Below are 21,434 nucleotides of genomic sequence, written 5' to 3' on the forward strand. Positions count from 1 at the left end.
TACACGAAGATCGGGATCCCGGTGTCGTGGAGTGGTTTCCATACCGGTCCCATGGCGGTGGACTCGCCTGCGACGGTGATGGCCACGTCGGCCTGGATGAACTCGGTCGCGCAGTCGGCTGCTCGGCCCGGGTCGGCTGCGGTCTCGCAGGTCACGAGTTCGATCGGGTGGCCGCCGATGCCGCCGGCGTGCTCGTTGAGGAACTTTGTCATCGCGACGGCGGCGTGGATCTGGATGGTGTTGTCGAAGGCCGGGGTGCTGCCGTCGCTGACGAAGCCGACCTTGACCGGTGGGCCGTCGGCCGGTCGGCTCGGGCCGAGCAGCGTGAGGTCGACACCGCCCTCGTCGTTCGAGGTCGGGTCGGAGTCGTTTCCGCCGCACGCCGCGCCGGTGAGTGCCAGTGCGGTGAGGGCCAGCGCGGTGAGGGCTGTCGCCACCAGCCGGCGTACCCGCGGTCGCGGCCCGCGCATCCGCGACCGTCTACGTAAGCTGCCTGCCCGCGTGCTCTGTTCCATGATCTGTCCCTGCGTGATGGGCGGCTTGTCGGCCGCGCTGAGACGTCGCCGGTGTCAGGGCCGGCGGATCGTGCGGGGGCGGCCGTGCTCGCCCGGCTCGGTGTCACGCGAGTGCGGCTGTCGGCCGGCAGGTTCACTCCGGGGACCCGCTGTCTGGGCGAGAACTCTAAGTTATATATTTAGACTTTTCCAGCCTCAATATCGAGGTGGTGGCCGGTAGGTGCCACCGGCGAGGGCCGGCGGCCGCGCCGGCGTGGCTTGCCGCGCGCGCCGGACGCGCACAGGAGAGGACGACGACGTTGACGTTCTGGGGCCTGCTCGACGACGCCGCCCGGCGCGTGCCGGACGCCGTCGTGCTGGCGGACGACCACGGCCGCTCGCTGACCACCGCGGCCCTGCGTGACGCGGCCGGCCGCGCGGCGGCGGGCCTGCACGGGCACGGCGTGGAGCCGGGCGACGTCGTGTCCTGGCAGCTGCCCACGACGCTGGAGGCGGTGGTGCTGCTGGCGGCCTGCGCGCGGCTCGGTGCGGTCCAGAACCCCGTCATCCCGGCGTTCCGCCACCGGGAGGTCGGGTTCATCGTGCGGCAGGTCTCGGCACGCCTGGTCGTCGTGCCCGAGTCGTGGCAGGGGTTCGGCCACGGCGAGATGGCCAGGTCGCTCGGGCCCGAGGTGCTGGCACTGGACCTCGACGGCCCGCCCGGGTCGGCACTTCGCCTGCCCGAGGGCGACTCCACCGGCCTGCCCGCCGCCCCCGCGCGGGCCGACGAGTGCCGGTGGATCTACTACTCCTCCGGCACGACCGCCGACCCGAAAGGGGCGCGGCACACCGACGCCTCGGTGATCGCCTCGTCGGACGGTGTCGTCGCCGGGCTCGGTTTCGGCGCCGGGGACGTGTACCCGATCGCCTGGCCGATCGGCCACATCGGCGGGGTCTCGATGCTCGCGGCGGCGCTGCGGGCCGGCGGGACGCTGGTTCTGTTCGACGCGTTCGACCCGGCCGTGACGCCTGAGCGGATGGCGGCCCACCGGCCGACGATCCTCGGCTCCGCGACGCCGTTCTTCCGCGCGTACGCGGCCGCGCAGCGCCGTCGCGGCGGGAAGCCGCTCTTCCCGGCGCTGCGTGCCTGCGTCGGCGGCGGCGCGGCGACACCGGAGCCCGTCAGCCGGGAGGTCGCGGAGGTCCTCGGCGTGCCCGGAGTGCTGGGCTCCTGGGGGCTCACCGAGTTCCCGGTGGCCACCAGCGAGACGCCGACGGACGCCGAGCCCGGCACGACGGTTGGCCGGCCGGCCGCCGGTGTCCGGGTGCGGGTCGTCGCTGGCGAGCTGCGGTTGAAGGGCCCGCAGTGTTTCCTCGGCTACCAGGACGCGGCGCTGGACGCCGACGCCTTCGACGCCGACGGCTGGCTGCGGACGGGGGACCTCGGAGACGTCGACGAGCAGGGCCGGGTGCGGGTGCGGGGTCGTCTGAAGGAGGTCGTCATCCGCAACGCGGAGAACATCTCCGCGGCGGAGGTGGAGAGGGTGCTGGCGCGGCATCCCGCAGTGCGCGACGTCGCGGTCGTCGGTGTGCCGGACGAGCGCACCGGCGAGCGGGTGTGCGCCGTCGTCGTGGTCGGGCCGGGCGGGCCGGGCGGGCCGGGCGACGAGGTCACGCTGGCCGCCCTCGTGGCACACTGCCGAGCCGAGGGGCTGGCCCGTCACAAGTGCCCGGAACGCCTGGAGGTCGTCGACGAGCTGCCGCGAAGCCCGATGGGCAAGGTCCTCCGGCGTGAGCTCGAAGGCTGGCTGGCGTCGGCACCGGGCGGCGTAATCGGTTGAAAACATATACATCAATGGCTACGATTCTCGTGCGAAGGCCGTGACCGCCGGACGGCGGAACACCACCTAGCCGGGAGGCCGTTCGATGAAGGCGACCGCGGCGGTACTGCGTCGGTTGGACGGGTCCTACGAGCTCGAGGAGATCGTGCTCGCCCCGCCCGGTCCCGGCGAACTGCTGGTCCGTGTGGTGGGCGTGGGCATGTGTCACAGCGACCTCGTGCCACGGCGGCCCAAGTCGTTCGCGCCGCCGCCGATTGTCACCGGTCACGAGGGCGCCGGCGTGGTCGAGGCCGTCGGCGAGGGAGTACGGCGGGTGTCGGTCGGCGACCACGTCGTGCTGTCCTTCGACTCCTGCGGTGACTGCCGGAACTGTCGGAAGGGCCTGCCGCCCTACTGCGACACTTTCCTGGTCCGCAACATGTTCGGGCGGCGGGCCGACGGCACGACCGGGGCGCGCGACGCGGCGGGGAACGCGATCTCCTCGCGGTGGTTCGGGCAGTCGTCGTTCGCGACGCACTGCCTGGCCACCGAGCGCAACGCGGTTCTGGTCGACCGGGAACAGCCGCTGGAGAAGCTGGGGCCCCTCGGCTGCGGCATGCTGACTGGCGCCGGATCGGTGCTCGTCGGGATGAAGGTCACCGCCGGCGCCAGCTTCGTCGTGTTCGGTGCCGGCGCGGTCGGGATGGCCGCGATCATGGCGGCGAAGGTGGTCGGCGCGTCCCCGATCGTCGCCGTCGACCTCCATCAGCACCGGCTGGAGCTCGCCCGCGAACTCGGCGCCACCCACGTGCTGAACGGAACGGACGCCGACCTCGTGCCGCGGATCAGGGATCTCACGGACGGCGGTGCCGACTTCAGCTTCGACACCACGGCGAACGTCGAGTCGATCGCGAACGCGGTCGCGGTGCTGCGGATGGCCGGGCACTGCGGGCTGGTGGGCGTCCAGAGCCGACCGGTGACGCTGGGTCCGATGGCGCTGGTCGGCAAGACCGTGTCGGGGATCCTCGAGGGCGGCGCCGACCCGCACGTCCTCGTTCCCCGCCTCATCGACCTGTGGCGGCAGGGCCTGTTCCCGTTCGACCGGCTGATCGAGACCTTCCCGCTCGAGGCGATCAACGCCGCGGAGGAGGCGACGCTTTCCGGAAAGGTGATCAAGCCTGTGTTACTGCCCGAGAAGACGACCTGATGGATTCGACGCTCGTCGAACGCGGCGGCGGCCTGGTCACGGTCATCTTCAACCGGCCGGAGAAGAAGAACGCGCTGGACGGGACGAACTGGGCCGACCTCGCCCGGATCCTGACCGAGGTCGCCCGGAACCCGGCCGACCGGGCGCTGCTGCTGACCGGCGCCGGTGGGAACTTCTCCTCGGGCGCGGACCTGACCGGCGGCGCGGGCACGGAGGGCGGGGCCGGCGAGGCTGGCGGACTTTCCGGCCCCCGGCAGGCGATCCTGCACGAGATGCGCACCGCCGGCGACATCGTGAACCGGCTGCACCGGTTGCCGAAGCCGACCATCGCGGCGGTGGACGGTGTCGCCGTCGGCGTGTCGCTCGGCCTGGTGCTCGCCTGCGATCTCGTCGTCGCCAGCGACCGGGCCCGGTTCTGCGAGGTGTTCGCCCGGCGGGGCCTGTCCCTGGATGGCGGGACGTCCTGGAGCCTGCCCCGCCAGATCGGGTTGCGCCGGGCGAAGCAGATGGCCCTGTTCGGTGACTGGGTGAGCGCTCCGGACGCGTTGGCGTGGGGCCTGGTCAACGAGGTCGTGCCGGCCGACGAGTTGCCGAAGGTCGCCGCCGCGTGGGGCCGGCGGCTGGCCGCCGGGCCGACGACCGCGCTCAGCCTGATCAAGCGGCTGCTCGACGCGAGCGACTCGACCACGTTCGAGCGGGCGGTCGAGGACGAGGCCCGGGCCCAGCACATCGCCTACACCACGAAGGACGCGCGGGAGGGGTTCCGGGCGTTCGCCGAGCGCCGCGAACCCCGGTTCACCGGCGTATGAGCGTCGGTCTGCTGGCGTCCGCGACGCCCGAGCAGGAGCTGCTCCTCGACTCCAGCGCCAGGTTCATCGAGCGGACGATGCCGCTGCCGTCAGTCCGGGAGTTCGCCGCGGGCTCCGGCGGAGTGGACGCGCGCTACCTCGAAGCCGCGGGCTCGCTCGGCTGGTTCGGGATGCTGGTCGGCGAGGAGCACGGCGGCGGCACCGTGTCGGGCAACGGCCTACTGGACGCGGCGGCGGTCGCCGCCGAGCGGGGCGCCGTCCTGCAGCCCGGCTCGTTCGTCGCGGCGAATGTCGTCGCGCACCTGCTGGCGGCCGAGGGCCCGAGGCACGGCGGGACCCTCGCCCGGCTGGTGGCCGGCCGGGGCCGGGCGACCTGGGTGGTGGGCGACGTCGCCGGGCTGACGCCGGGCGCCGGCGCGATCGTCGCGGGCGAGGACGGTGCCGGCGGTTTCCGCCTGGCCGGCGACGTCCGGCACGTACCGGACGCGGCCGACTGCGACCTGCTGGTCGTGGCCGCGCGCGGGCCGCGCGGGCTGACGCAGTTCCTGGTCACCGCAGACACTCCCGGAGTCCAGGTGCGGCGGATGACGAGCCTGGACATCACCCGACGGCCGGGCGCGGTGCGGTTCCACGATGTCCGGGTGGGCGCGGACGCCGTGCTCGGAGCGCCGGGCGACGCGACCGCGGCGCGGTTCGAGCATCAGGTCGGGACCGCCGCGGTCCTCACCGCCGCGGAGTCGGTCGGGGCGATGCACCGTGACCTCGCGGCGGCGGTCGAGTACGCCAGGACACGTATCGCCTTCGGACGGCCGATCGGCTCGTTCCAGGCGGTCAAGCACCTCCTCGCCGACCTGAGCCTCTCCCTCGAGATGGCGAAGGCGGTGGTGGCCGCCGCCGCGGAGTCGCTCGGTTCCGGGGCGCTCGGTTCCGGGGCCCACGACGGGATGGATCTCGCGCACGCGGCGAAGGCCTTCGTCGCCGAGCAGGGCGTCGAGCTGGCCCACGGCTGTTTCCAGGTCTTCGGCGGGGTCGGTTACACCTGGGAGCACGACCACCACCTGTTCATGAGGCGCCTCGCCGCGGACGCGGTGGCGTTCGGCTCGGCGCAGTGGCACCGCGGCCGGCTGGGCGAGCGGATCGGAGTCGGTTGATGCGGGACATCGCACCGGAGCGTGGCGACAATGTGCCGCCGGAGCGTGGCGACAACGTGCCGGCGGAGCGTGACGACGACACGGCGGTGCCGGCTCTCGACGAGTACCGGGCGCGGGCCCGGTCCTGGATCGAGGCGAACCTCGAGCGACTGCCGGCCCCTGCCCCCCGCCGGGGCGGTACCGGTCCGGCGGCGATCGCGGCCGGGCGCGCGCTCCAGCGCCGGCTGCACGAGGCCGGGTACGCGGGGATCACCTGGCCGCGTGAGTACGGCGGCCAGGGCCTCGGGCCGCAGTACGAACGTGCCTTCCAGCAGGAGGCGCGCGGCTACCGGCTGCCCGAGCTGGGAATAGCCGGCGGCACCACGTTCGGTGTCTGCGCCATGACGATGCTCGCGCACGCGTCGGCGGACTTCCTGCGCCGGCACATCCCGAGGATCCTCTCCGGCGAGGAGCTGTTCGTGCAGTTCTTCTCCGAGCCCGAGGCCGGGTCGGACCTGGCCGGCGTGCGCACCCGGGCGGTCCGTGCCGGCGAAGGGTGGGTCCTCAACGGGTCGAAGATCTGGAGCAGTGGCGCCTACTACGCGGACTGGGGCATGTGCCTCGCCCGCACCGACTGGGACGTGCCGAAGCACCGCGGCCTGACGTGGTTCGCCGTCCCCGTCACCGCCCCCGGCGTGACCGTGGAGCGGATCAGGCAGATCACCGGCGACGCGGAGTTCTGCCAGGAGTTCTTCGACGACGTCGTGCTCGGCGACGGCGACGTCATCGGCCAGGTGAACGACGGCTGGACCGTCGCCCAGACCATGCTGATGTTCGAGCGCGGGGGAGGGCTCAGCCACGGCACCCGCACCACGCGGGCCTCGACCGGTGTCGCGCCCGACCTCGTCGAGCTCGCCCGGGCCGCCGGCCGGCTCGCGGACCCGCTCACCCGCGACCTGATCGTGCGCGCCCACGTCGACGACGTGGCGCGCCGGGCGTTGCTCGCGAGGCTCGGCGCGCGGATGCGGACGGATCCCGCCCAGGCGCTCCACCTCGCGTCCTACGCCAAGCTGGTCAGCGGCGTCTACGACCCGATCCGCGCCGACACCGCCATGCGCATAGGCGGCGCGGACGCCGTGAACTGGGACGCCGTGAACGGGGACGGGGAGCCCGGCGAGAGTCTCGGGAGGAAAGCCGCGGTCGGCTTCCTCAACAGCCGCTTCATGTCCATCGCCGGCGGCACCAACGAGATGCAGCGCAACAGCATCGGAGAGCGGGTGCTCGGGCTTCCCCGCGAACCGTCGTTCGACAGCGGCAAGCCGTTCCGGGAGGTTCTGCGGGACGCCCGCGGCTGGTCGTCGGACTGAGAGCAGCCCGACCATCGCGGTTACCCGACCATCGCGGCCACCGCGCCGCACGGCCGCCGCGCAGTCGCCCGTCAGGTTCTCGTCACGGTGGCGGAGACCGCCTCGAGAGCCGCGCGTCGTGCCCAGGTGTAGTCGGCTTTGCCGGTGGCATGGCGGCCGATCCGCGGGCACAGCAGCACCGCCTGGGGCGCCTTGAAACGCGCGAGCTGGCCGGCGACGTGCTCGCGAACCGAGGTGGGAGACAGCTGCGCACCCGTCCGGAGCTGGACGAGCGCGACCACCTCCTCGCCGTAGCGGTCACTCGGCCGTCCGACGACGAGCGCGTCGAGGATGTCGGGGTGCTGCCGGAGCACCTCCTCCACCTCCTCGACGAACACCTTCTCGCCGCCGGTGTTGACGACCATCGCGTCGCGTCCGAGCACGACGATGCCGCCGTCGCTGTCGTAGCGGGCGCGGTCGCCGGGAACCGAGGTCCGCCGGCCGCCGACGAGCGGGAAGGTCTGTTCCGTGCGTGTCCGGTCGCAGAGGTAGCCGAGTGGGATCCGGCCGACCCGTGCCGTCCAGCCGACCTCGTCGTCCCCGGGTTCGAGGAAGCGGGACCGGTCCGCGGACAGCACCGCGGCACCCGCGGCGAGCCGGAACCGGTGCGCCTGCCTGCCCGACGTCGACGTTCCGAACGCCATCCCGCCCGTTTCGGACGCGCCGTACCCGTCGACGACGGTGAGCTGGGGCAGCAGCTCGAGCAGCGCCTGCTTGAGCCCGGCACTGGTCGTCGCACCGCCGGTGCCGAGGCGTACCAGCGAGGTCAGGTCGTAGGAGCGGGCCCGGATCTCGTCCACCAGCGGCCGGGCGTAGGCGTCGCCCACGATCGACATCATCGTCACCCGCTCACGCTGGATGGTCCGCAGGATCGCGCGGGCGTCGAAGGGCCGGGAGTCGTCGTGCAGGACCACCGTGCCGCCGTTGACGAGCCCGGCGAACGCGGTCCACTGCGCGGCGCCGTGCATCAGCGGAGGAGCCGCGAACCAGACGCCCGCCCCCGTCCTGGCGATCCCCGCGATGACGTCGCGGGTGGCTCCCTCGGCGCCGCCCGCGGCGCCGACGTAGACGTCCCCCTGACGCCACAGCACGCCCTTCGGTGTACCGGTCGTGCCGCCGGTGCAGACGAGGTAGAGGTCGTCGGGTGACGGGACGGGAAGATCGTGGACGCCCTGAGCGTCGGCGAGCGCGGACGGGAACGAGGTGCTGCCCGGTAGGGGGGCGACGCCGGAGCCGTCGTCGACGTCGATCAGCAGCAGTCCGTTGAGGCGGCCGTCGGGCCGGGCGTTCAGTCGGACGGCCTGGGCGACTTTCGGGCCCAGCCGTCGGTGGTACACCACGGCCTCGGCGCCGACCTGGCTCAGCAGCGCGCCGATTTCCCTCGGCGCATAGTGGTGGTTGACGTTGAACGGCACGGCGCGTGCCCGGAAGGCCCCGATCATCGTCTCGAGGTACTCGGGGCAGTTCGACATCACGACCGCCACGGTGCTCTGGCCGCACTCCCAACGCCGCAGCTCGTGACGTTCCCGCCGCACCCCGAGCCCGTGCCGGCGGAGGTACGCGGCGAGCCGCCGGGTGCGGTCCCGTACCTGCGCATAGCTGCGGCGCACGGTCGCCGACACCAGCATGTCGCGGTCGGGGGCCACGTCGGTGACGACGTCGAGCACGGCGGGTAACGACCACTCCTGGGCTGTCACGTGGCTCTCCCTCACCCGCCGGACGCGGTTCCGGCCCGCGCGTGGGTTGTCCGGTTGACGTGGCGTCCAATATCTCTAGATATATAGCCATGACGCAAGAGTCTGTCCCGTCCTACCACCCGAACGTCCGGGCGGACCGTGACGGATTCGTCGTGACCGTCACGATCGACCGGCCGGAGTCGAGGAACGCCTGCACGGGTGACATGTGGGTGGCGCTCGGGCGCATCTTCCGGGAGGTCGGGCACTCCGGTGCCCTCGACGACAGACCGCCCATGAGCGCACCCGACGTGAACAGATCCGACTCCAGGCTGCCGAGATGTTCGCTCGCGGTACCAGCGACCCGCAGATCGCCCGGTGCTTGCGCGTTCACGTACCTCGGTGAACCGATGGCACCAGGTAGGGGGAGCGCGGCGACGAAGCTCCCCACTGGCAGGGGCGGCGGGGGAATTCCTCCGGACCTGTTTTCGTTCTGCGGGTTCGGGTAGGGACCCGTTTCCAGCCTCTTCCCCCAGGTCAGACCTGGGTATTCCCCTCGAATGGAGCGTATATGGGTGTATGGCCGCGTCTGGACGAGTTCCAGGTATTCGACCACGAGATTCGCCGTCTGCGGCGGGCGCGCAGCCTCAGGGGGGAACGCATCAGCAGGGCCGCGCTGCTGCGCGTTGCCATCGACCTGGCGGCGGCCCAGGCAGGCCGAGACGACATCGAGAACCTACAGCGCAGATCTTCCGACCATCCAGACTCTGGATGGTCGGAAGACCGGTAGCGCACCCCCGTGCCGGCGCATCACCCCAGGTCACAGGCCCAGGCCGACTTCTGGCACCCCACAGGATTTCGGAGTCCCACAGGCTAGTCAGGGACCCTCTCACCAAAGACGTCCTTGGTCATCTCTTCGATCATCAGAATCCTGGCGCGTCGTTGATCGCCCGCGGTGTCAACTGCCTGGCCCTGATTATGGATGGGTCCGTGCGGAAGGCGCGTCACTCCGGCCTCAGCCACATCTTGCGGTGTCGCCCAGTCGGTCGGCTCCGGCAATCCCTTTTCCGCTAGCAGGGCCCGGAAAGGCGGTGTATCGGTCTTGCCGAGAACCAGGTTGAGCACATCGACATTGTAGGGACGCAGCTCGGCCCACAGGGACTCGCCGAAACACAGTTCGAAGGCTTTGCTTCCCGAGTAGGCCGCCATGAAGCTGCTGCCACCATAGGCTGCGCCGGAATTGACCAGCAGTAATCCGCCGCGACGACGCGCTCGCATGGATCCGCCGAAATGATGACACAGCTGCATCATCGTCAGAACGTTGATGCGCATCAGATCCAGCCAGGGTTTGGCGTCGATGTCGAGGAAGTGCGCTCCGTTGGTGTCGGCACCTGCGTTGGCGACGTACAGCCCGATCTCGCGGTCGCCTACCGCTTCGATGACTTGCTGGGCGCCGTCATCAGCTGCCAGGTCCACTGACGCCGTGATGCATTCAACGCCGGTTTCGGCGCGGATCGAGTTCGCCAGGTCGTTCAACGGTTCCAACCGTCGCGCGAGAAGGACGGCGGGTAGACCCTCGGAGGCTATACGGCGGGCGAATGCCTGCCCGGTCCCTTCGGAGGCGCCCGTGATGACTGCCCATGGTCCGTACTTTTCTGCAAATGGCATGGAATTTCCTTCGGTAGCCCGCGGCTTCCAGCCGCCAGTGCTCGCGCTCACCAGCTTCACCTTGTGGTCTCGTCCAGCGTCTGAAACCTTGGCGCGTGATAGAAAGGCAGTTGAAAGTGCAGATGGATGCTGATACTCGACAACTAGCTACCAGCTTTCGTCGGATGCTCCCTTTGGTCTAGCCGCCGCGCAGTTCCAGCGGTTTCCGGCCGGATCGCGGAAGTGCACCGGCCGCACTCCATCGACGATGATCGTGGTGAAGCCCTGGCCGCTTTAAACCACGAAATGCGGTGTTGCATCGACCGGAATGGGGGCCTCGCCGAAGTAGCCCGCACCGGCGTACCCGACGGCAGTCGCCGTGTGCGTTGCACGCCCCCGGCCTGGCTGCGCATCCGCCGGTACGCAGCCAGGCGCCGGCTACCGTCGTCCGATCCCCTTGCCGCTCCTCCGTCACGTGCACGAGACCTACCTGCGCGGATGGGGCGGGAGCGGCCCTGCGGCCGGAGTCGGGGGACGACGCGGTGGGGCGGGCCACCGCGTCACTCCACGCCACGAGCAGCCTGCTCGAGCCCATCGACGACAATCAGAGAGGCTCATGGAGCCTCGGACTCCTGAGCGACGATCGCGTCGACGGCCGCCAGTTCCTCGGGGGTGAGCCGCCATCCGGCGGCGGAGGCGTTGGCGATGACCTGCTCGGGCTTCGTGACGCCGGTCAGGACCGACGCAACGGTTGGCTGGGAGGCGAGCCACGAGATCGCGAGCTCGAGCAGAGAGTGCCCTCGTTCCTCGGCGAAGGTTGACAGCTGCTCGACGGTGGCGAGCCGCTCGTCGGACAGCGGCGGGCGGCGGGCCATGATCCCCTGGCGGAGCATGGTACTGACCGGCGCGTCGGCACCGAGCCGTGCGTTCGGCGGCGGTGGTTCACCCCGGCGGTACTTGCCAGTGAGGAGTCCGCTGGCGAGAGGAAAGTAGGCAAGGACGGTCATGCCATTGCGCTCCACCGCCCCGAGCACGTCCTCGTGGGGGCGCTCCAGCACGCTGTACTGCACCTGACAGGACCGGTACGGCGAGAACGACGACCGAGCCGCGGTCTCGGCGGCGTCGTCCAGCATCTTGCCGCTGAAGTTGCTGCAACCGACCTCGCGCACCTTGCCGGCGCGCACCAGCCGGTCGAGCGCTTCGAGGATCTCCTCGACCGGTGTGGCGGGGTCGGGCTGGTGCTGCTGGTAGAGGTCGATCCGGTCCGTCCCGAGCCGCCGCAGGCTGGCCTCGACGGCAGCCACGATGCGCGCTGCGCCCCGCTGATCCGGGTCGGCCTCACTCTGGTTGAGGAACTTCGTGGCGATGATCGCCTCGTCCCGCCGCCGGCCGAGCGCCGCCCCGATCAGCTCCTCGGAGTGCCCTTCGCCCAGGAAGGACGTGATGCTGTATTCCTCGGCGGTGTCGAAGAGGTTGATGCCCGCGTCGAGGGCGGCGTGGACGATCCGATCGACCTCGCGCTCGTCGCAGCCAGCGCCGAAGAAGTCCGTACCGAAGTTGTTGCCGCCGAGACCGACGACGGATACCTCCAGGCTGCCGATGCGCCGAGGACTCACGCCGACGGCTCCGGGATCCGGTCGGTGCGCGGTCGGGCCCACCCCGGGCTGGTGGCCTGTACCGAGCGGCCGAGCTGTCGTCTCGGTGCGCGCCGGCCCTCGACCGTCCCTCATCGGTTGTCCACCTGGACGAGGAGCTTCCGGGCGGCGTCGACGCACCGGCCGAGCCGGTCGTGGGGACCGACACCGGCGTCGGCCTGCGAGCGGAGAGGCACTTCGAGTCCGATCACCAGGTGGCGCGGCAGCGCCTCGAGTATCTCGAGCAGTGGCAGCTCGCCAGCGCCCGGCACCATCCGTTCGAAACACGCCTCTTCCATGTAGTCGGGGATGGTGGGCACAAGCGGAGCGTCACTGAGCTGGATGTACCCGATCAGGTCAGGGTCGACGGCGGCGACCTCGGCCGGGCCGGAGCCGGACCGCACGAGGTGCATCGTGTCGATGAGGAGACGGAAGTCCGGCCTCCCCACCGCCCGGGCGGCGGCGAGCGCCGTGGGGAGGTCGGCGATCGCGAGCCCGGGCGAGAACTCCAGCGTCGTCTCCAGCCCGAACTCGGCGGCCATCTCGGCAAGCACGCCGAACTGGTCGACGCTGCGGCCGAAGTCCGGATCGAAGGTGACGGTGTTGATCCGCTGGGCACCGAGCTCGGCCACGATGGCGACGTCGCCGGCGAGGTCACGGATGTCCATGCCGGGATGGAGCACGAACCCGTCGCCCAGCGAAACCGTCACGCCCCGATCGTGCAGGGCGGCGAGCGTCTCGCGCCGCAGGGCGAGATCGTCCCGGAGTGAGAAGGGTGGGTAGCCGTAGGGATTCGGTAAGGCGCTCAGGGCGAGCGCCACGTACTGGAGCCCGAGGTCGGCGGCCAGGCCGACGGATTCCACCGGCGGAAGTCCCATCACGCTCAGCGGCTCGATCGACAGTCGTTCCATCGTTCTCCCTCTCATAATCGCGGTCCTCGGGCCCCGCCGACCACGGCGAGGCTGGCGGTGACGCCCATGTGGCCCGGACCCAGGACGAGCAGTGATTCCCCGGGTTCCGCGGGGCGTACGAAGGTCGCCGAGTTGGACAGGCACTCGTAGACGGTGAGTTCGGTCGCCGGCAGGTCGTCGCGGAGCTTCTGCACCTCAGAGCCCGGCACGAGCTCCATGTAGTCGGCGTAACCGCCGAACAGCCCGGACGCCTCATCGACCGGGAAGTCGAACCCGTAGACGCGCGATCTCCCGTCGGCCGTCGCGACGTAGGAGCGGACGCCTACCCGGTCCCCCTCCTGCACGCTGAACTCCGCGGCCGCGGCGGGTGAGATCTGCTCGATCCGGCCGACGATCTCGTGGCCCGGAACCGTGGGGAACACGCCTCCCGACGGCACCGGCGCGTGGCCCCTGAACTGGTCGACGTCGCTGTGACAGATCCCGACCGCTTCGACCCGGAGCACGGCGCAGCCGGGCCGGAGCCTGGGCTTCGGGATCTCGCGGAGCTGCCAGGTCTCATCACCGTTGAACACGATCGCACGCGGCAACCGAGCCTCCCCAGTTGACTGAGCCAGTGTTACCTGGCGCGTGCCCGATAAGTTAGCACTTCTCTGGCACGTGCCAGGAATTTGTTATCGTCACCGCCGTGACGGTGGCTGGGCATCCGCAGCGGCGAACGCAAGTCGAGCGCCGCGCCGCGTCCGAAGCAGCGTTGCTGCGAGCCGCGGCCGAACTGATCGCGGAGCGCGGGTTCGAGCGGACGTCGCTGCGCAGCATCGGCGCGCGCGCTGGGACGAGCCGAGAGATGCCCGCCTACCACTTCGGGTCGAAAGAGGGCTTGATCACCCGGCTGGCCGAGCGCGCCCACGAGCGCACGCTCGAGGCAACGGCCGAGGCCCTCGAGCGCACCGACCGGCGAGCCGAGGAGCTCTCCGCCCTCGAGGCGCTTCGTGTGACGATCGAGACCTACCTCGAGGTCTTCGTCGCCGCCGACGCACCCGAGGAGCGCGCTGTGGTCGTGATGTGGGGCGCGACGTTCCCGTCCGACTCCCCGCTGCCCGCCGTCGTCCACGCAGACCGGCAAACACATCGCGACCTCGCCGAGACCATCCGAGCCGGTCAACAGGACGGATCGATCCGCGCCGACGCCGACGCCGACGCCGCTGCCGTGCTCGTCATGGGGATGGCCCGGGGCATCGCAGCCCTTTCCCTCGCGCATCCCGGCGCCGCCGATCCGGCCAAAGTCCAAGCCCTTTGCGGTGAGGTCATCACCGCATCGCTCCAAGACCCGAGCGCCACAGCGCCACGCGGCCCAGTAACACCGACCACATCCAGGCGGACGTCGCGGCCCGGCCAGTGAATGCCTGGCGTCTCACGCCCGCCCACCTGTGGGGCTCCAGAATCCGGGTTTCGGTCTGTGCGCTGGTCTTCTGTAGTTGGCGTGGTTGTCGGGGGTGTCGTCAGGCGGAGTTGCGGCACTCATTGATCAGTCCACCGAGGATGCGTGTGCGACGGACGGCCGAAGGACTTTCTCGCCGGTCTGGGCGGCTTCTCGGCGCAGGCCCAGCGGCGGATCATGCTCGAGAGTGCCCGGGAGCTGACACTGCGCTGAATGCGCACCGGTCGCGGTGCCTGCCGACCCACGCTGCGCCGGATCGGGTGCCCCTGAAACCTGTAGAACGTGGTAGTGGACAGCACCAACCCTGCGACGCAGGACGTCGGCCAGACGCCCAGGTATGAGCGTCCCCGCCGCCGTCCTGGCCGGCCACCGCGCCTCAACCGGCAGATGGTCATCGACGCCGCGATCGCCCTCGATCCGGACAGCCTTACACTCCAGGCGGTCGCCGACCGTCTCGGAGCGGACCGTAAGGCAGTCAGTTACTACGTGTCCGGTCGAGAGGAGCTCCTCGAGCTCGTCACCGCGCAGACCCTGGCAGCCGAGCTGGAGCACCTGCGTATCCCCGAGGACAGCTGGCAGGAGGCCGTCCGCGTCTACGCGCGCGGGGTGCGCCGTGTGCTGCTGCGCGAGGCCTCGCTGTCGCTCCTGATCGACAGACTTCCCGGAGCCGGCGTCCTGGTTCCGGCCGACGCGCTGCTCGCCAGGCTGCTCGACGCCGGCTTCGACGAGACCGGTGCCAGCCATGCCCTCGCCCTGATCACCCGCGTGGTGTTCACCAACGCCAAGGACATTCTCTTCGCCGCACGCTTCGCCCGGCACCCCACGCTCACCGAGGTTCAGCGCGTCCTCGCCGAGCTTCCCGGCGACCGGCTTCCCCACCTGCGGCGGGTCCTCGCCCGGGAGCAGTCCCCGGACGACCCGCAGGAGTCACCCTTCGAGCTTGAACTCGAGTTCATCGTGGCCGGCCTGGAACGCCTTCTTGCCAGAACCCCGTCACCGGGCGGGAACTCCTGATCCGGGTGGCGGATCGGCGTCGCTGTCAGCTCCGGCGTCGGCGTCGGTAACAGGTCGGGCGGTCTCCTCGCCAGGACCATGATCGCTGTGGGATGGGCCGGGCGGGTCCGGTCCCGCTGGCCCTGGAAGGACGCCGGCCATGCCGACGGGGTGACTCGCGAGGAGGTCGGCCCGGGTTACCGCCGCCGCGGCCAGCGAACCACCGACCGCGTTCTCCATGCGGACCTCGCAGCCGCCTTCCATCAGCGTCACCCCAGGCCGGCAAGGGCAGCGCGTTCGACTCCCCGAGTCTCCGGACCTGCGGGAGCGAACCATCCCGGCCTGGCCGCTGGAGTGACTGCGGTTGACTGGCGCGGCACTCCGCCCGCAACCTCGTGTCCGGGACGGGCGCGGCCGGGAACTGCCGCTGCGGGCATCGGTGCCACGCGCCGGCGACTCTGTCGCCGTCGATCCGCTTCACGACCTCTCCGTGCTCCAGCACGGCCACTCGATGCGAAGCGTGCCGCACCACCGCGAGGTCGTGGGAGATGAACACGTAGGCGACGCCGGTGGTGTTCTGGAGCTCCACGAGCAGGTCGAGGACCGCCCACTGGGACGGCGGGTCGAGGGCCGACACCGGGTCGTCGCAGATGATCAGTTCGGGGGAGAGGGCCATCGCGCGGGCGACGGCGAGGCACTGACGCTGGCCGCCCGAGAACTCGCGTGGTAGCCGTCGGCCCGCACTCGCCGGGAGACCGACCTGGTCCAGCAGCTCCCGCACCCGTCGGGCAGCCGCGGCGACCGGGACCCGCTGGGCGCGCAGTGGCTCGGCAAGGGACGTCTCAACCGTCAGCGCCGGATCGAGCGAGCTGTACGGGTCATGGAGAACAGCCTGGATCTTGTCTGCGAGGCGCTGCCGCCTGCCCCGGGACAGCCGGACAATGTCCTGCCCTTTGAGACGGATCGAACCCGAGGTCACCGGTGCGAGCCCCAGCACCGCACGGCTGAGCGTGGTCTTGCCGGATCCGGACTCGCCCACGATGCCTAAACACTCGCCAGGGCGGACGTCGACCGACACACCCCTCAGTGCTCGGACCGGGCTCTTGCGAAAACCTCTGACCGGATAGTCGACCACGAGGTCTTCGACATCGAGCAGTGTGCTCACGTCTCGGCCTTTCGGATGCGCGGATCTTAGGTCGTGGAGAGCGGGTTCCCGGGACCGCACTTATTCCCTGCCGGGAGAAATTAAGGTACACGTAGCCGTAGGTCAAGGGACGCATCGGTACCCGAGGGCCCCGCCGGGAGGCCCCTCGGTGTGGATGCGTCGCTCAGTCATCACCCTGTGCTGTGGATGGGGTGCGCGTGGGTCTGCCGTCGCGGTTACGCCCGGGGAAGGCTGAGGAGTTGCCGGCCGATGATGCCGCGGATGATTTCTGAGGCGCCACCGGAGATGGTCAGGGCACGACCCCAGAGATAGTTGTGATACCAGCGGTCGGCGACCTCGTGGCCGCTGTCGTCGATGGACGTCGACGAGGTGAGAAGCTGCATCGCCACGGCCACCGCCGCGTCGGGCCGCAGGCCGACGCCCCCCTTCGCCTCGGGGACGCAGAAGCCGGTCACACCGAGCTCCGCGAGGGTGCTCCACCCCTCGCGCCAGTCAGCCGCCGGCATCGACGGGAGTTCCTGGTGAGCGGTTCCCAGCGTCCCGCGTAGCGCGTCGCGCAGCTGGCGGATCTCCTCGGCGGCGCCGGTGGTGATCAGAACAGCATCAGCTCCCGCTTGGGCCCGGAACCTCAGTTTCGACGTCGACTTCGATATTCTGAGATGATGTTGAGCCCACCGTCAAGCAGCGACCACGGACCCTGGACACGGGGTCGGTGCTGCCCGACGGTCAGACGCGTCGGCGAATTCCGAGCGCGTTCGTCCAGAGGATGGTGAGCTGTTGCACCGCCGTGTCGAGATCGAAACGGGAGCTGTTCTCCGTGTTGAACAGGAGGTCCGCGAAGTAGGCGACCATGCCGCCGAGCGCCTGCGCGGCGTACGCGGGGTCGACGTTGCGGTCGGCGAGGTCGGCGTCCTGGAGTATTCTCACCCGTCGCTCGATGGCGTGAGCGAAAACCTCGTGGCGTTGCAGGCGGATCTTGAGGACGTCGTTGTCGAAAGTGGCGACCTGCTGGATGACCTGCATTATCTTGGCATTTGCGGCGTACGTTTCCAGATAATGGCGGTTGGCCGCGCGGATGCGTTCGATGGGATCGGTGGCGGAACCAGTCGGCTCGGGAGTGAGGAGATCGAGCTCGACAGAGTCGACCACTTCCCGGAAGATCTCCTCCTTGGAGACGAAGTACGTGTAGAACGACCCGTGGGAGAATCCGGCCAGATCGCAGATGTCGGCCACCCTGGCATGGAGGAAGCCGTCGCGCTCGAACACGACGCGGGCCGCATCGACGAGCTGGCTCCGGCTCTGACGACCTCGGCGGGTGCGCCCGGTACCGCGACGTTTGCCTACTTCAACCTCTTCGCGTCGCGCACGAGGGGCATTCGGCAGCGCGGTCCCGTGTTGGGTACGTTCAGGCACGGTGGGTCCTCTCGGCGCGTGTCAACCGGCTCTGCTGGCTCGCGCCGGAACCTGATGAGCGGATGACGGGTCTGGGGGGCGCTGCCGGCACCTCGTGGCGCCGTCGGGCCCGGTCGCTGCCGCTCCCGCTCCAGCCGTGCAGGCCGGACGGCAAGTCTGCCACGACTGCGGTCCCGCGCCACGCTCGCTCCACCTCCATGATGCCTGTGCTGTGTTCCACGCTCCGCCAACATCTAGCTTGACGTCGACCTCGACATCAACCTTGACATCGATATTTCCGATGTGACGATGTCGTGGATGTGATGCCTGCCATGGTTGGGGCTCGCCGGGCAGGTGATCGCGATGGTGTGAACCCTCGACCGCCAGAAGGCGGCATGTGGGTCGAGGGCGATGTGCACCGGTTGGGCCGCGGGGCTTTGCGACCCAACCGGCGGTCGTGGTGGTCAGTGATCCCGCAGCCGCGCTGCCAGGTCGCTGTCCTTCGCTGGTGACTCCATGACGAGCCGGGATCGGACGACCTTCCCGGATGCGGTGCGGGGGAGCGGGCCGTCCCAGCGCACGAGTTGCTCCGGTCCGGATGGACCGCTTGGCCCCACCGCAAGAAACATCGACGTCGACATTGACATTTGTGACCGTAACGGCCGCGTGTCGTCAGGGCAAGCGGACCGCTTCTGTCGGGGAGTCCCGGCTTGAGGTGCGCCACCGGCTCGGTGGCGGCCCGGTAGTGGCGCCAGTGGCAGGAAACTCGAAATTGACATCGAAGTTACATGCGGGCTATGGTCCGCGCGTGCCAGTGCCGAAGGTCGCGCTCGGGCTCAGCCTTGCCGGAATCCACGGGGACGCGGCGTCACTCGCCGATGTCGCCCGGCGGGCCGAGCGGTCGGGATATGACTCCGTGTGGACGGGTGAGGCGTGGGGGAGCGACGCGTTCCGCCGCTGGCCTACGTCGCCGCGGTCACCAGTCGTCTCAGGCTCGGTACCGCCATCGCGCAGATGCCGGCGCGTACTCCGGCCACCACGGCGATGACGGTGCTGACGCTGCAGCAGCTTTCCCAGGGGCGCGTCCTGCTCGGGCTCGGTGCGTCCGGGCCACAGGTCGTCGAGGGGTGGCACGGCGTGCCCTACCGCCCTCCGGTGCGGATGACGCGTGAGTACCTCGCCGTGTTGCGCAAGGCCCTGGCCGCGACCGAGCGGCTCGAGTTCTCCGGCTCGGTCTACACCGTTCCCTACACCGGCCCGGACTCCACCGGGCAGGGGCGTCCGCTGCGCTCCACGATGCCGGCCGCCGCGGACACTCCCATTCTCATCGCCGCCCTGGGGCCGAAGAACGTCGCCATGGCCGTGGCGGAGGCCGACGGCCTGCTCCCGTACCTGTGGAGCCCGACGCGCTGGAGCGGTGCCTGGGGGGAGGCACTGGAGAAGGCACCCGAGGGATTCCAGGTGGCCCCCACTGTCCTCGCCTGCGTCGGGGACGATCTCGACGACTGCCGTGACCAGGTACGCCCGCGTATCGCGCTGCACATCGGGGGCATGGGCTCCAGGTCCAGGAACTTCTACGCCTCGCTGGTCTCCCGCTACGGGTACGCCGACGAGGCCAGCCGCATCCAGGACCTCTACCTGGGTGGCGACCGCGCGGCGGCCTGCGCCGCCGTTCCCGACGAGCTGGTCGACGATCTGGCGCTCGTGGGTCCGCTCACCCGGATCGCCGACCAGCTCGCCGCGTGGCGGGACAGCCCGATCACCACACTGATCGTGGAGCCGACCGACCTCGCCATGGTGGAGCCCATCGCCAGCCTGTGGTGACGGCCGAAGGAGCGAAGGGGAGTGCCATGCCCGACCTTGCGATGACGACTGTCGCCGACCTGCTGCGGCGGCGGTCCGCGGACGATGGGACAGCTCTGCTCCTCGGTGACCAGCGGTGGAGCTACAGCCAGCTGGTCGAGGAGGCGTCCCGCCGGGCGGCGCTGTTCGAGGAGCTCCGGGACGGGGACCGCCCACCGCACGTCGGTGTGCTGTTGGACAACGTGCCGGACTATCTGTTCTGGCTGGCCGCGACGGCTTTGTCGGGGGCCGTGGTCGTCGGCGTCAACGCGACGTACCGGGGTGATCAGCTCGGCCAGCTCATCCGGCACACCGACTGCCAGCTTCTGGTCACCTCGTCCGGCTACCAGCCGCTGTTGGACGGGGTGGACACCGGTGTCGCCGCCGACCGGGTGCTGGTCGTCGACGGGCCGGACTACGCGGCACGGGTGGCGCGGCAGCGGCCGCTGCCGCCCGACCGGCCGGTGCGGGCCGAGGACCTCTTCCTGCTGATCTTCACGTCGGGATCGACGGGCCTGCCGAAGGCGGTGCGCTGCACGCAGGGGCGGTTCGCGCGTACCGGCGCCCACGTGGCCCGGATCGCCGAGCTGGGCGACGGCGACGCGGTGTATTCGCCGCTGCCGTTCTTCCACTCCAGCTCGTTGTTCACCGGGTGGTCCTCCGCGCTGAACGCGGGGATCCCCATCGCGACCCGGCCGAAGTTCTCCGCTTCGAACACCCTGCCGGACATCCGCCGGTTCGGCGCCACGATGATCACTTACACCGGCAAGGTCCTCAACTACATCCTCGCCACGCCTGAGGGTCCCGACGACGCCGAAAGCTCGTTGCGGCTGGCGATCGGCAACGAGGCGTCGGTGCGCGACATCGGTGTGTTCGCCCGCCGGTTCGGCTGCACCGTCCGGGACAGCTACGGCTCCACCGAGGGCGTTGTCATCGTCCGCCGTGACCCGTCGATGCCCGCGGGCGCCCTCGGCGCCGCCGATCCGACGGTCCGGGTGCTCGACGCGCAGACCGGGCTGGAATGCCCGCCGGTGACGTTCGGTCCGGACGGGCGCCCGACCAATCTGGACGAAGCCGTCGGTGAGATCGTGGAGACCGTCCCCACCGGCGGGTTCGAGGGCTACTACCGCAACGAGGAGGCGACCCGGTCCCGGTTCCGGGACGGCCGGTACTGGTCCGGGGATCTGGCCTACCGCGACGCCGACGGCTGGTTGTACTTCGCCGGCCGGTCGAACGAGTGGCTGCGGGTCGACGGCGAGAACTTCGCGGCGGCGCCGGTGGAGGCCATCGTCGCCCGCCATCCGGACGTGCGTTCCGTCGCGGTCTACGCCGTTCCCGACGACCCGGTCGGGGACCGGGTCATGGTCGCCCTCGAGCTGCGGGGCGGCGCCGGGTTCGATCCCGCGGCGTTCGACGCCTTCCTCGCAGAGCAGCCCGACCTCGGTCCCAAATGGTGGCCGGCCTTCGTCCGGGTCACCGGGGAGCTGCCGAAGCTGGCCAGTATGAAGATCGACAAGATGTGGCTGCGGCGCGAGGCATGGCGGGCGGACGGTGTCCTCTGGCGGCCCGCGAAGGGCGAGGCCCTGCGTCTGCTCGACGACGCCGACCGCACCCGACTCGACCCACTTCTCGGATGAGCGACGCACCGGTTCCCGAGCAGGCAGGGAACTCATGACAGCGCTGACCTCATGACAGCGCTCGAGCAACCGGACGCCAGCCCGGCACTTTTCGGCGTCTCGCGCCGGACGGGTCGAGTTCGGTTGTGCCCTGGGCGGAGCCGACCGGCGGACGCTGTTCCTGCTGACCGCGACCGACTGGACCGCACAGGCCCTGGCGGGGCGCAGAACCTCCGCCGTGACGACCCTCCGGGTCC

At 70.4% G+C, this 21,434-nt stretch carries 19 protein-coding genes and 1 pseudogene; 10 read left to right on the top strand and 10 right to left on the bottom strand.

Translation table 11 applies throughout. The features are described from left to right. Positions 1 to 470: ABC transporter substrate-binding protein (locus E0504_RS41375; protein ID WP_165938782.1), on the bottom strand; the 470-nt coding region annotated here is incomplete at its 3' end. Positions 471 to 814: 344 nt separating this feature from the next. On the opposite strand from E0504_RS41375, the gene E0504_RS41380 reads away from it, so the two are divergent. The 5 genes from E0504_RS41380 to E0504_RS41400 all read left to right on the top strand — a co-directional run bounded on the left by E0504_RS41380 (position 815) and on the right by E0504_RS41400 (position 6,827). Next, positions 815 to 2,335, top strand: coding sequence for a class I adenylate-forming enzyme family protein (locus E0504_RS41380; RefSeq protein ID WP_112106613.1), 1,521 nt, complete (start codon positions 815 to 817; stop codon positions 2,333 to 2,335). An 85-nt stretch (positions 2,336 to 2,420) separates the two neighbouring features. Next, positions 2,421 to 3,521 carry an NAD(P)-dependent alcohol dehydrogenase gene (locus E0504_RS41385; RefSeq protein ID WP_112106614.1) on the top strand — a complete coding sequence of 367 codons (1,101 nt, stop codon included), beginning with the start codon at positions 2,421 to 2,423 and terminating at the stop codon, positions 3,519 to 3,521. Beyond that, positions 3,521 to 4,330, top strand: a complete 810-nt coding sequence (locus tag E0504_RS41390; protein ID WP_112106615.1) for an enoyl-CoA hydratase/isomerase family protein — start codon at positions 3,521 to 3,523, stop codon at positions 4,328 to 4,330. Before E0504_RS41385 ends, E0504_RS41390 begins: the two co-directional genes overlap by 1 nt. Beyond that, entirely contained in the window at positions 4,327 to 5,481 is a 1,155-nt protein-coding gene (locus E0504_RS41395) for an acyl-CoA dehydrogenase family protein (protein WP_112106616.1), read from the top strand. The genes E0504_RS41390 and E0504_RS41395 overlap by 4 nt, the downstream gene beginning before the upstream one ends. After that, positions 5,481 to 6,827 carry an acyl-CoA dehydrogenase family protein gene (locus E0504_RS41400; protein ID WP_243657853.1) on the top strand — a complete coding sequence of 449 codons (1,347 nt, stop codon included), beginning with the start codon at positions 5,481 to 5,483 and terminating at the stop codon, positions 6,825 to 6,827. The genes E0504_RS41395 and E0504_RS41400 overlap by 1 nt, the downstream gene beginning before the upstream one ends. A 71-nt stretch (positions 6,828 to 6,898) precedes the next feature. Here the strand turns inward: E0504_RS41400 and E0504_RS41405 are convergent, their stop codons facing one another. Beyond that, positions 6,899 to 8,563, bottom strand: coding sequence for an AMP-binding protein (locus E0504_RS41405; protein WP_131627083.1), 1,665 nt, complete (start codon positions 8,561 to 8,563; stop codon positions 6,899 to 6,901). Positions 8,564 to 8,675: 112 nt separating this feature from the next. Next, positions 8,676 to 8,933, bottom strand: coding sequence for a hypothetical protein (locus E0504_RS50855; protein WP_160144281.1), 258 nt, complete (start codon positions 8,931 to 8,933; stop codon positions 8,676 to 8,678). A 177-nt stretch (positions 8,934 to 9,110) separates the two neighbouring features. On the opposite strand from E0504_RS50855, the gene E0504_RS51580 reads away from it, so the two are divergent. Continuing rightward, positions 9,111 to 9,329, top strand: coding sequence for a hypothetical protein (locus tag E0504_RS51580; protein ID WP_207974669.1), 219 nt, complete (start codon positions 9,111 to 9,113; stop codon positions 9,327 to 9,329). Positions 9,330 to 9,412: 83 nt separating this feature from the next. Here E0504_RS51580 and E0504_RS41415 read toward each other — a convergent pair whose 3' ends face one another. The 4 genes from E0504_RS41415 to E0504_RS50860 form a co-directional block, all read right to left on the bottom strand. Further along, the gene (locus E0504_RS41415; RefSeq protein ID WP_243657854.1) at positions 9,413 to 10,258 is read right to left on the bottom strand and encodes an SDR family oxidoreductase; all 846 of its coding nucleotides are present in this window, start codon (positions 10,256 to 10,258) and stop codon (positions 9,413 to 9,415) included. Positions 10,259 to 10,800: 542 nt separating this feature from the next. Then, entirely contained in the window at positions 10,801 to 11,802 is a 1,002-nt protein-coding gene (locus E0504_RS41420; protein WP_112108363.1) for an aldo/keto reductase, read from the bottom strand. 110 nt (positions 11,803 to 11,912) lie between these two features. After that, positions 11,913 to 12,731: a sugar phosphate isomerase/epimerase gene (locus E0504_RS41425; protein WP_235014621.1), complete on the bottom strand. Its 819-nt coding sequence runs from the start codon at positions 12,729 to 12,731 to the stop codon at positions 11,913 to 11,915. 11 nt (positions 12,732 to 12,742) lie between these two features. Continuing rightward, a complete protein-coding gene (locus E0504_RS50860; RefSeq protein WP_165938781.1) occupies positions 12,743 to 13,318 on the bottom strand; it encodes a medium chain dehydrogenase/reductase family protein in 576 nt (191 codons plus the stop codon). A gap of 98 nt (positions 13,319 to 13,416) precedes the next feature. Here E0504_RS50860 and E0504_RS41430 point away from each other — a divergent pair, with 98 nt between their 5' ends. Both E0504_RS41430 and E0504_RS41435 read left to right on the top strand, forming a co-directional pair. Continuing rightward, a complete protein-coding gene (locus E0504_RS41430) occupies positions 13,417 to 14,130 on the top strand; it encodes a TetR/AcrR family transcriptional regulator (RefSeq protein ID WP_306769325.1) in 714 nt (237 codons plus the stop codon). A gap of 327 nt (positions 14,131 to 14,457) precedes the next feature. Then, entirely contained in the window at positions 14,458 to 15,183 is a 726-nt protein-coding gene (locus tag E0504_RS41435; RefSeq protein WP_131627085.1) for a TetR/AcrR family transcriptional regulator C-terminal domain-containing protein, read from the top strand. Between the two features lie 25 nt (positions 15,184 to 15,208). Here the strand turns inward: E0504_RS41435 and E0504_RS41440 are convergent, their stop codons facing one another. From E0504_RS41440 to E0504_RS41450, 3 genes are all read right to left on the bottom strand, one after another. Next, on the bottom strand, positions 15,209 to 16,327 hold the full coding sequence (locus E0504_RS41440; RefSeq protein ID WP_243657855.1) for an ABC transporter ATP-binding protein: 1,119 nt from the start codon (positions 16,325 to 16,327) through the stop codon (positions 15,209 to 15,211). 215 nt (positions 16,328 to 16,542) lie between these two features. After that, positions 16,543 to 16,980 (bottom strand): acyl-CoA dehydrogenase family protein, encoded by a 438-nt coding sequence (locus tag E0504_RS52820; protein WP_112108356.1) that lies wholly within the window; start codon positions 16,978 to 16,980, stop codon positions 16,543 to 16,545. Positions 16,981 to 17,053: 73 nt separating this feature from the next. Then, complete coding sequence (locus E0504_RS41450) at positions 17,054 to 17,740, bottom strand: TetR/AcrR family transcriptional regulator (RefSeq protein WP_112108355.1); 687 nt, start codon at positions 17,738 to 17,740, stop codon at positions 17,054 to 17,056. 793 nt (positions 17,741 to 18,533) lie between these two features. Between E0504_RS41450 and E0504_RS41455 the strand changes: the two are divergent. Together E0504_RS41455 and E0504_RS41460 are read left to right on the top strand one after the other, a co-directional pair. Continuing rightward, positions 18,534 to 19,543, top strand: a pseudogene (locus E0504_RS41455) (LLM class F420-dependent oxidoreductase). Between the two features lie 26 nt (positions 19,544 to 19,569). Then, on the top strand, positions 19,570 to 21,198 hold the full coding sequence (locus tag E0504_RS41460; protein WP_235014612.1) for an AMP-binding protein: 1,629 nt from the start codon (positions 19,570 to 19,572) through the stop codon (positions 21,196 to 21,198). Positions 21,199 to 21,434: the final 236 nt, after the last annotated feature.

Source organism: Parafrankia sp. BMG5.11, assembly GCF_004337455.1.

What these genes read in the sequence shown, in the direction of transcription:
- E0504_RS41385 (WP_112106614.1), top strand. Translation starts at nt 2,421, where the DNA reads ATGAAGGCGACCGCGGCGGTACTGCGTCGGTTGGACGGGTCCTACGAG.
- E0504_RS41390 (WP_112106615.1), top strand. Translation starts at nt 3,521, where the DNA reads ATGGATTCGACGCTCGTCGAACGCGGCGGCGGCCTGGTCACGGTCATC.
- E0504_RS41395 (WP_112106616.1), top strand. Translation starts at nt 4,327, where the DNA reads ATGAGCGTCGGTCTGCTGGCGTCCGCGACGCCCGAGCAGGAGCTGCTC.
- E0504_RS41400 (WP_243657853.1), top strand. Translation starts at nt 5,481, where the DNA reads ATGCGGGACATCGCACCGGAGCGTGGCGACAATGTGCCGCCGGAGCGT.
- E0504_RS51580 (WP_207974669.1), top strand. Translation starts at nt 9,111, where the DNA reads ATGGGTGTATGGCCGCGTCTGGACGAGTTCCAGGTATTCGACCACGAG.
- E0504_RS41425 (WP_235014621.1), bottom strand. Translation starts at nt 12,731, where the DNA reads ATGGAACGACTGTCGATCGAGCCGCTGAGCGTGATGGGACTTCCGCCG.
- E0504_RS41460 (WP_235014612.1), top strand. Translation starts at nt 19,570, where the DNA reads ATGCCCGACCTTGCGATGACGACTGTCGCCGACCTGCTGCGGCGGCGG.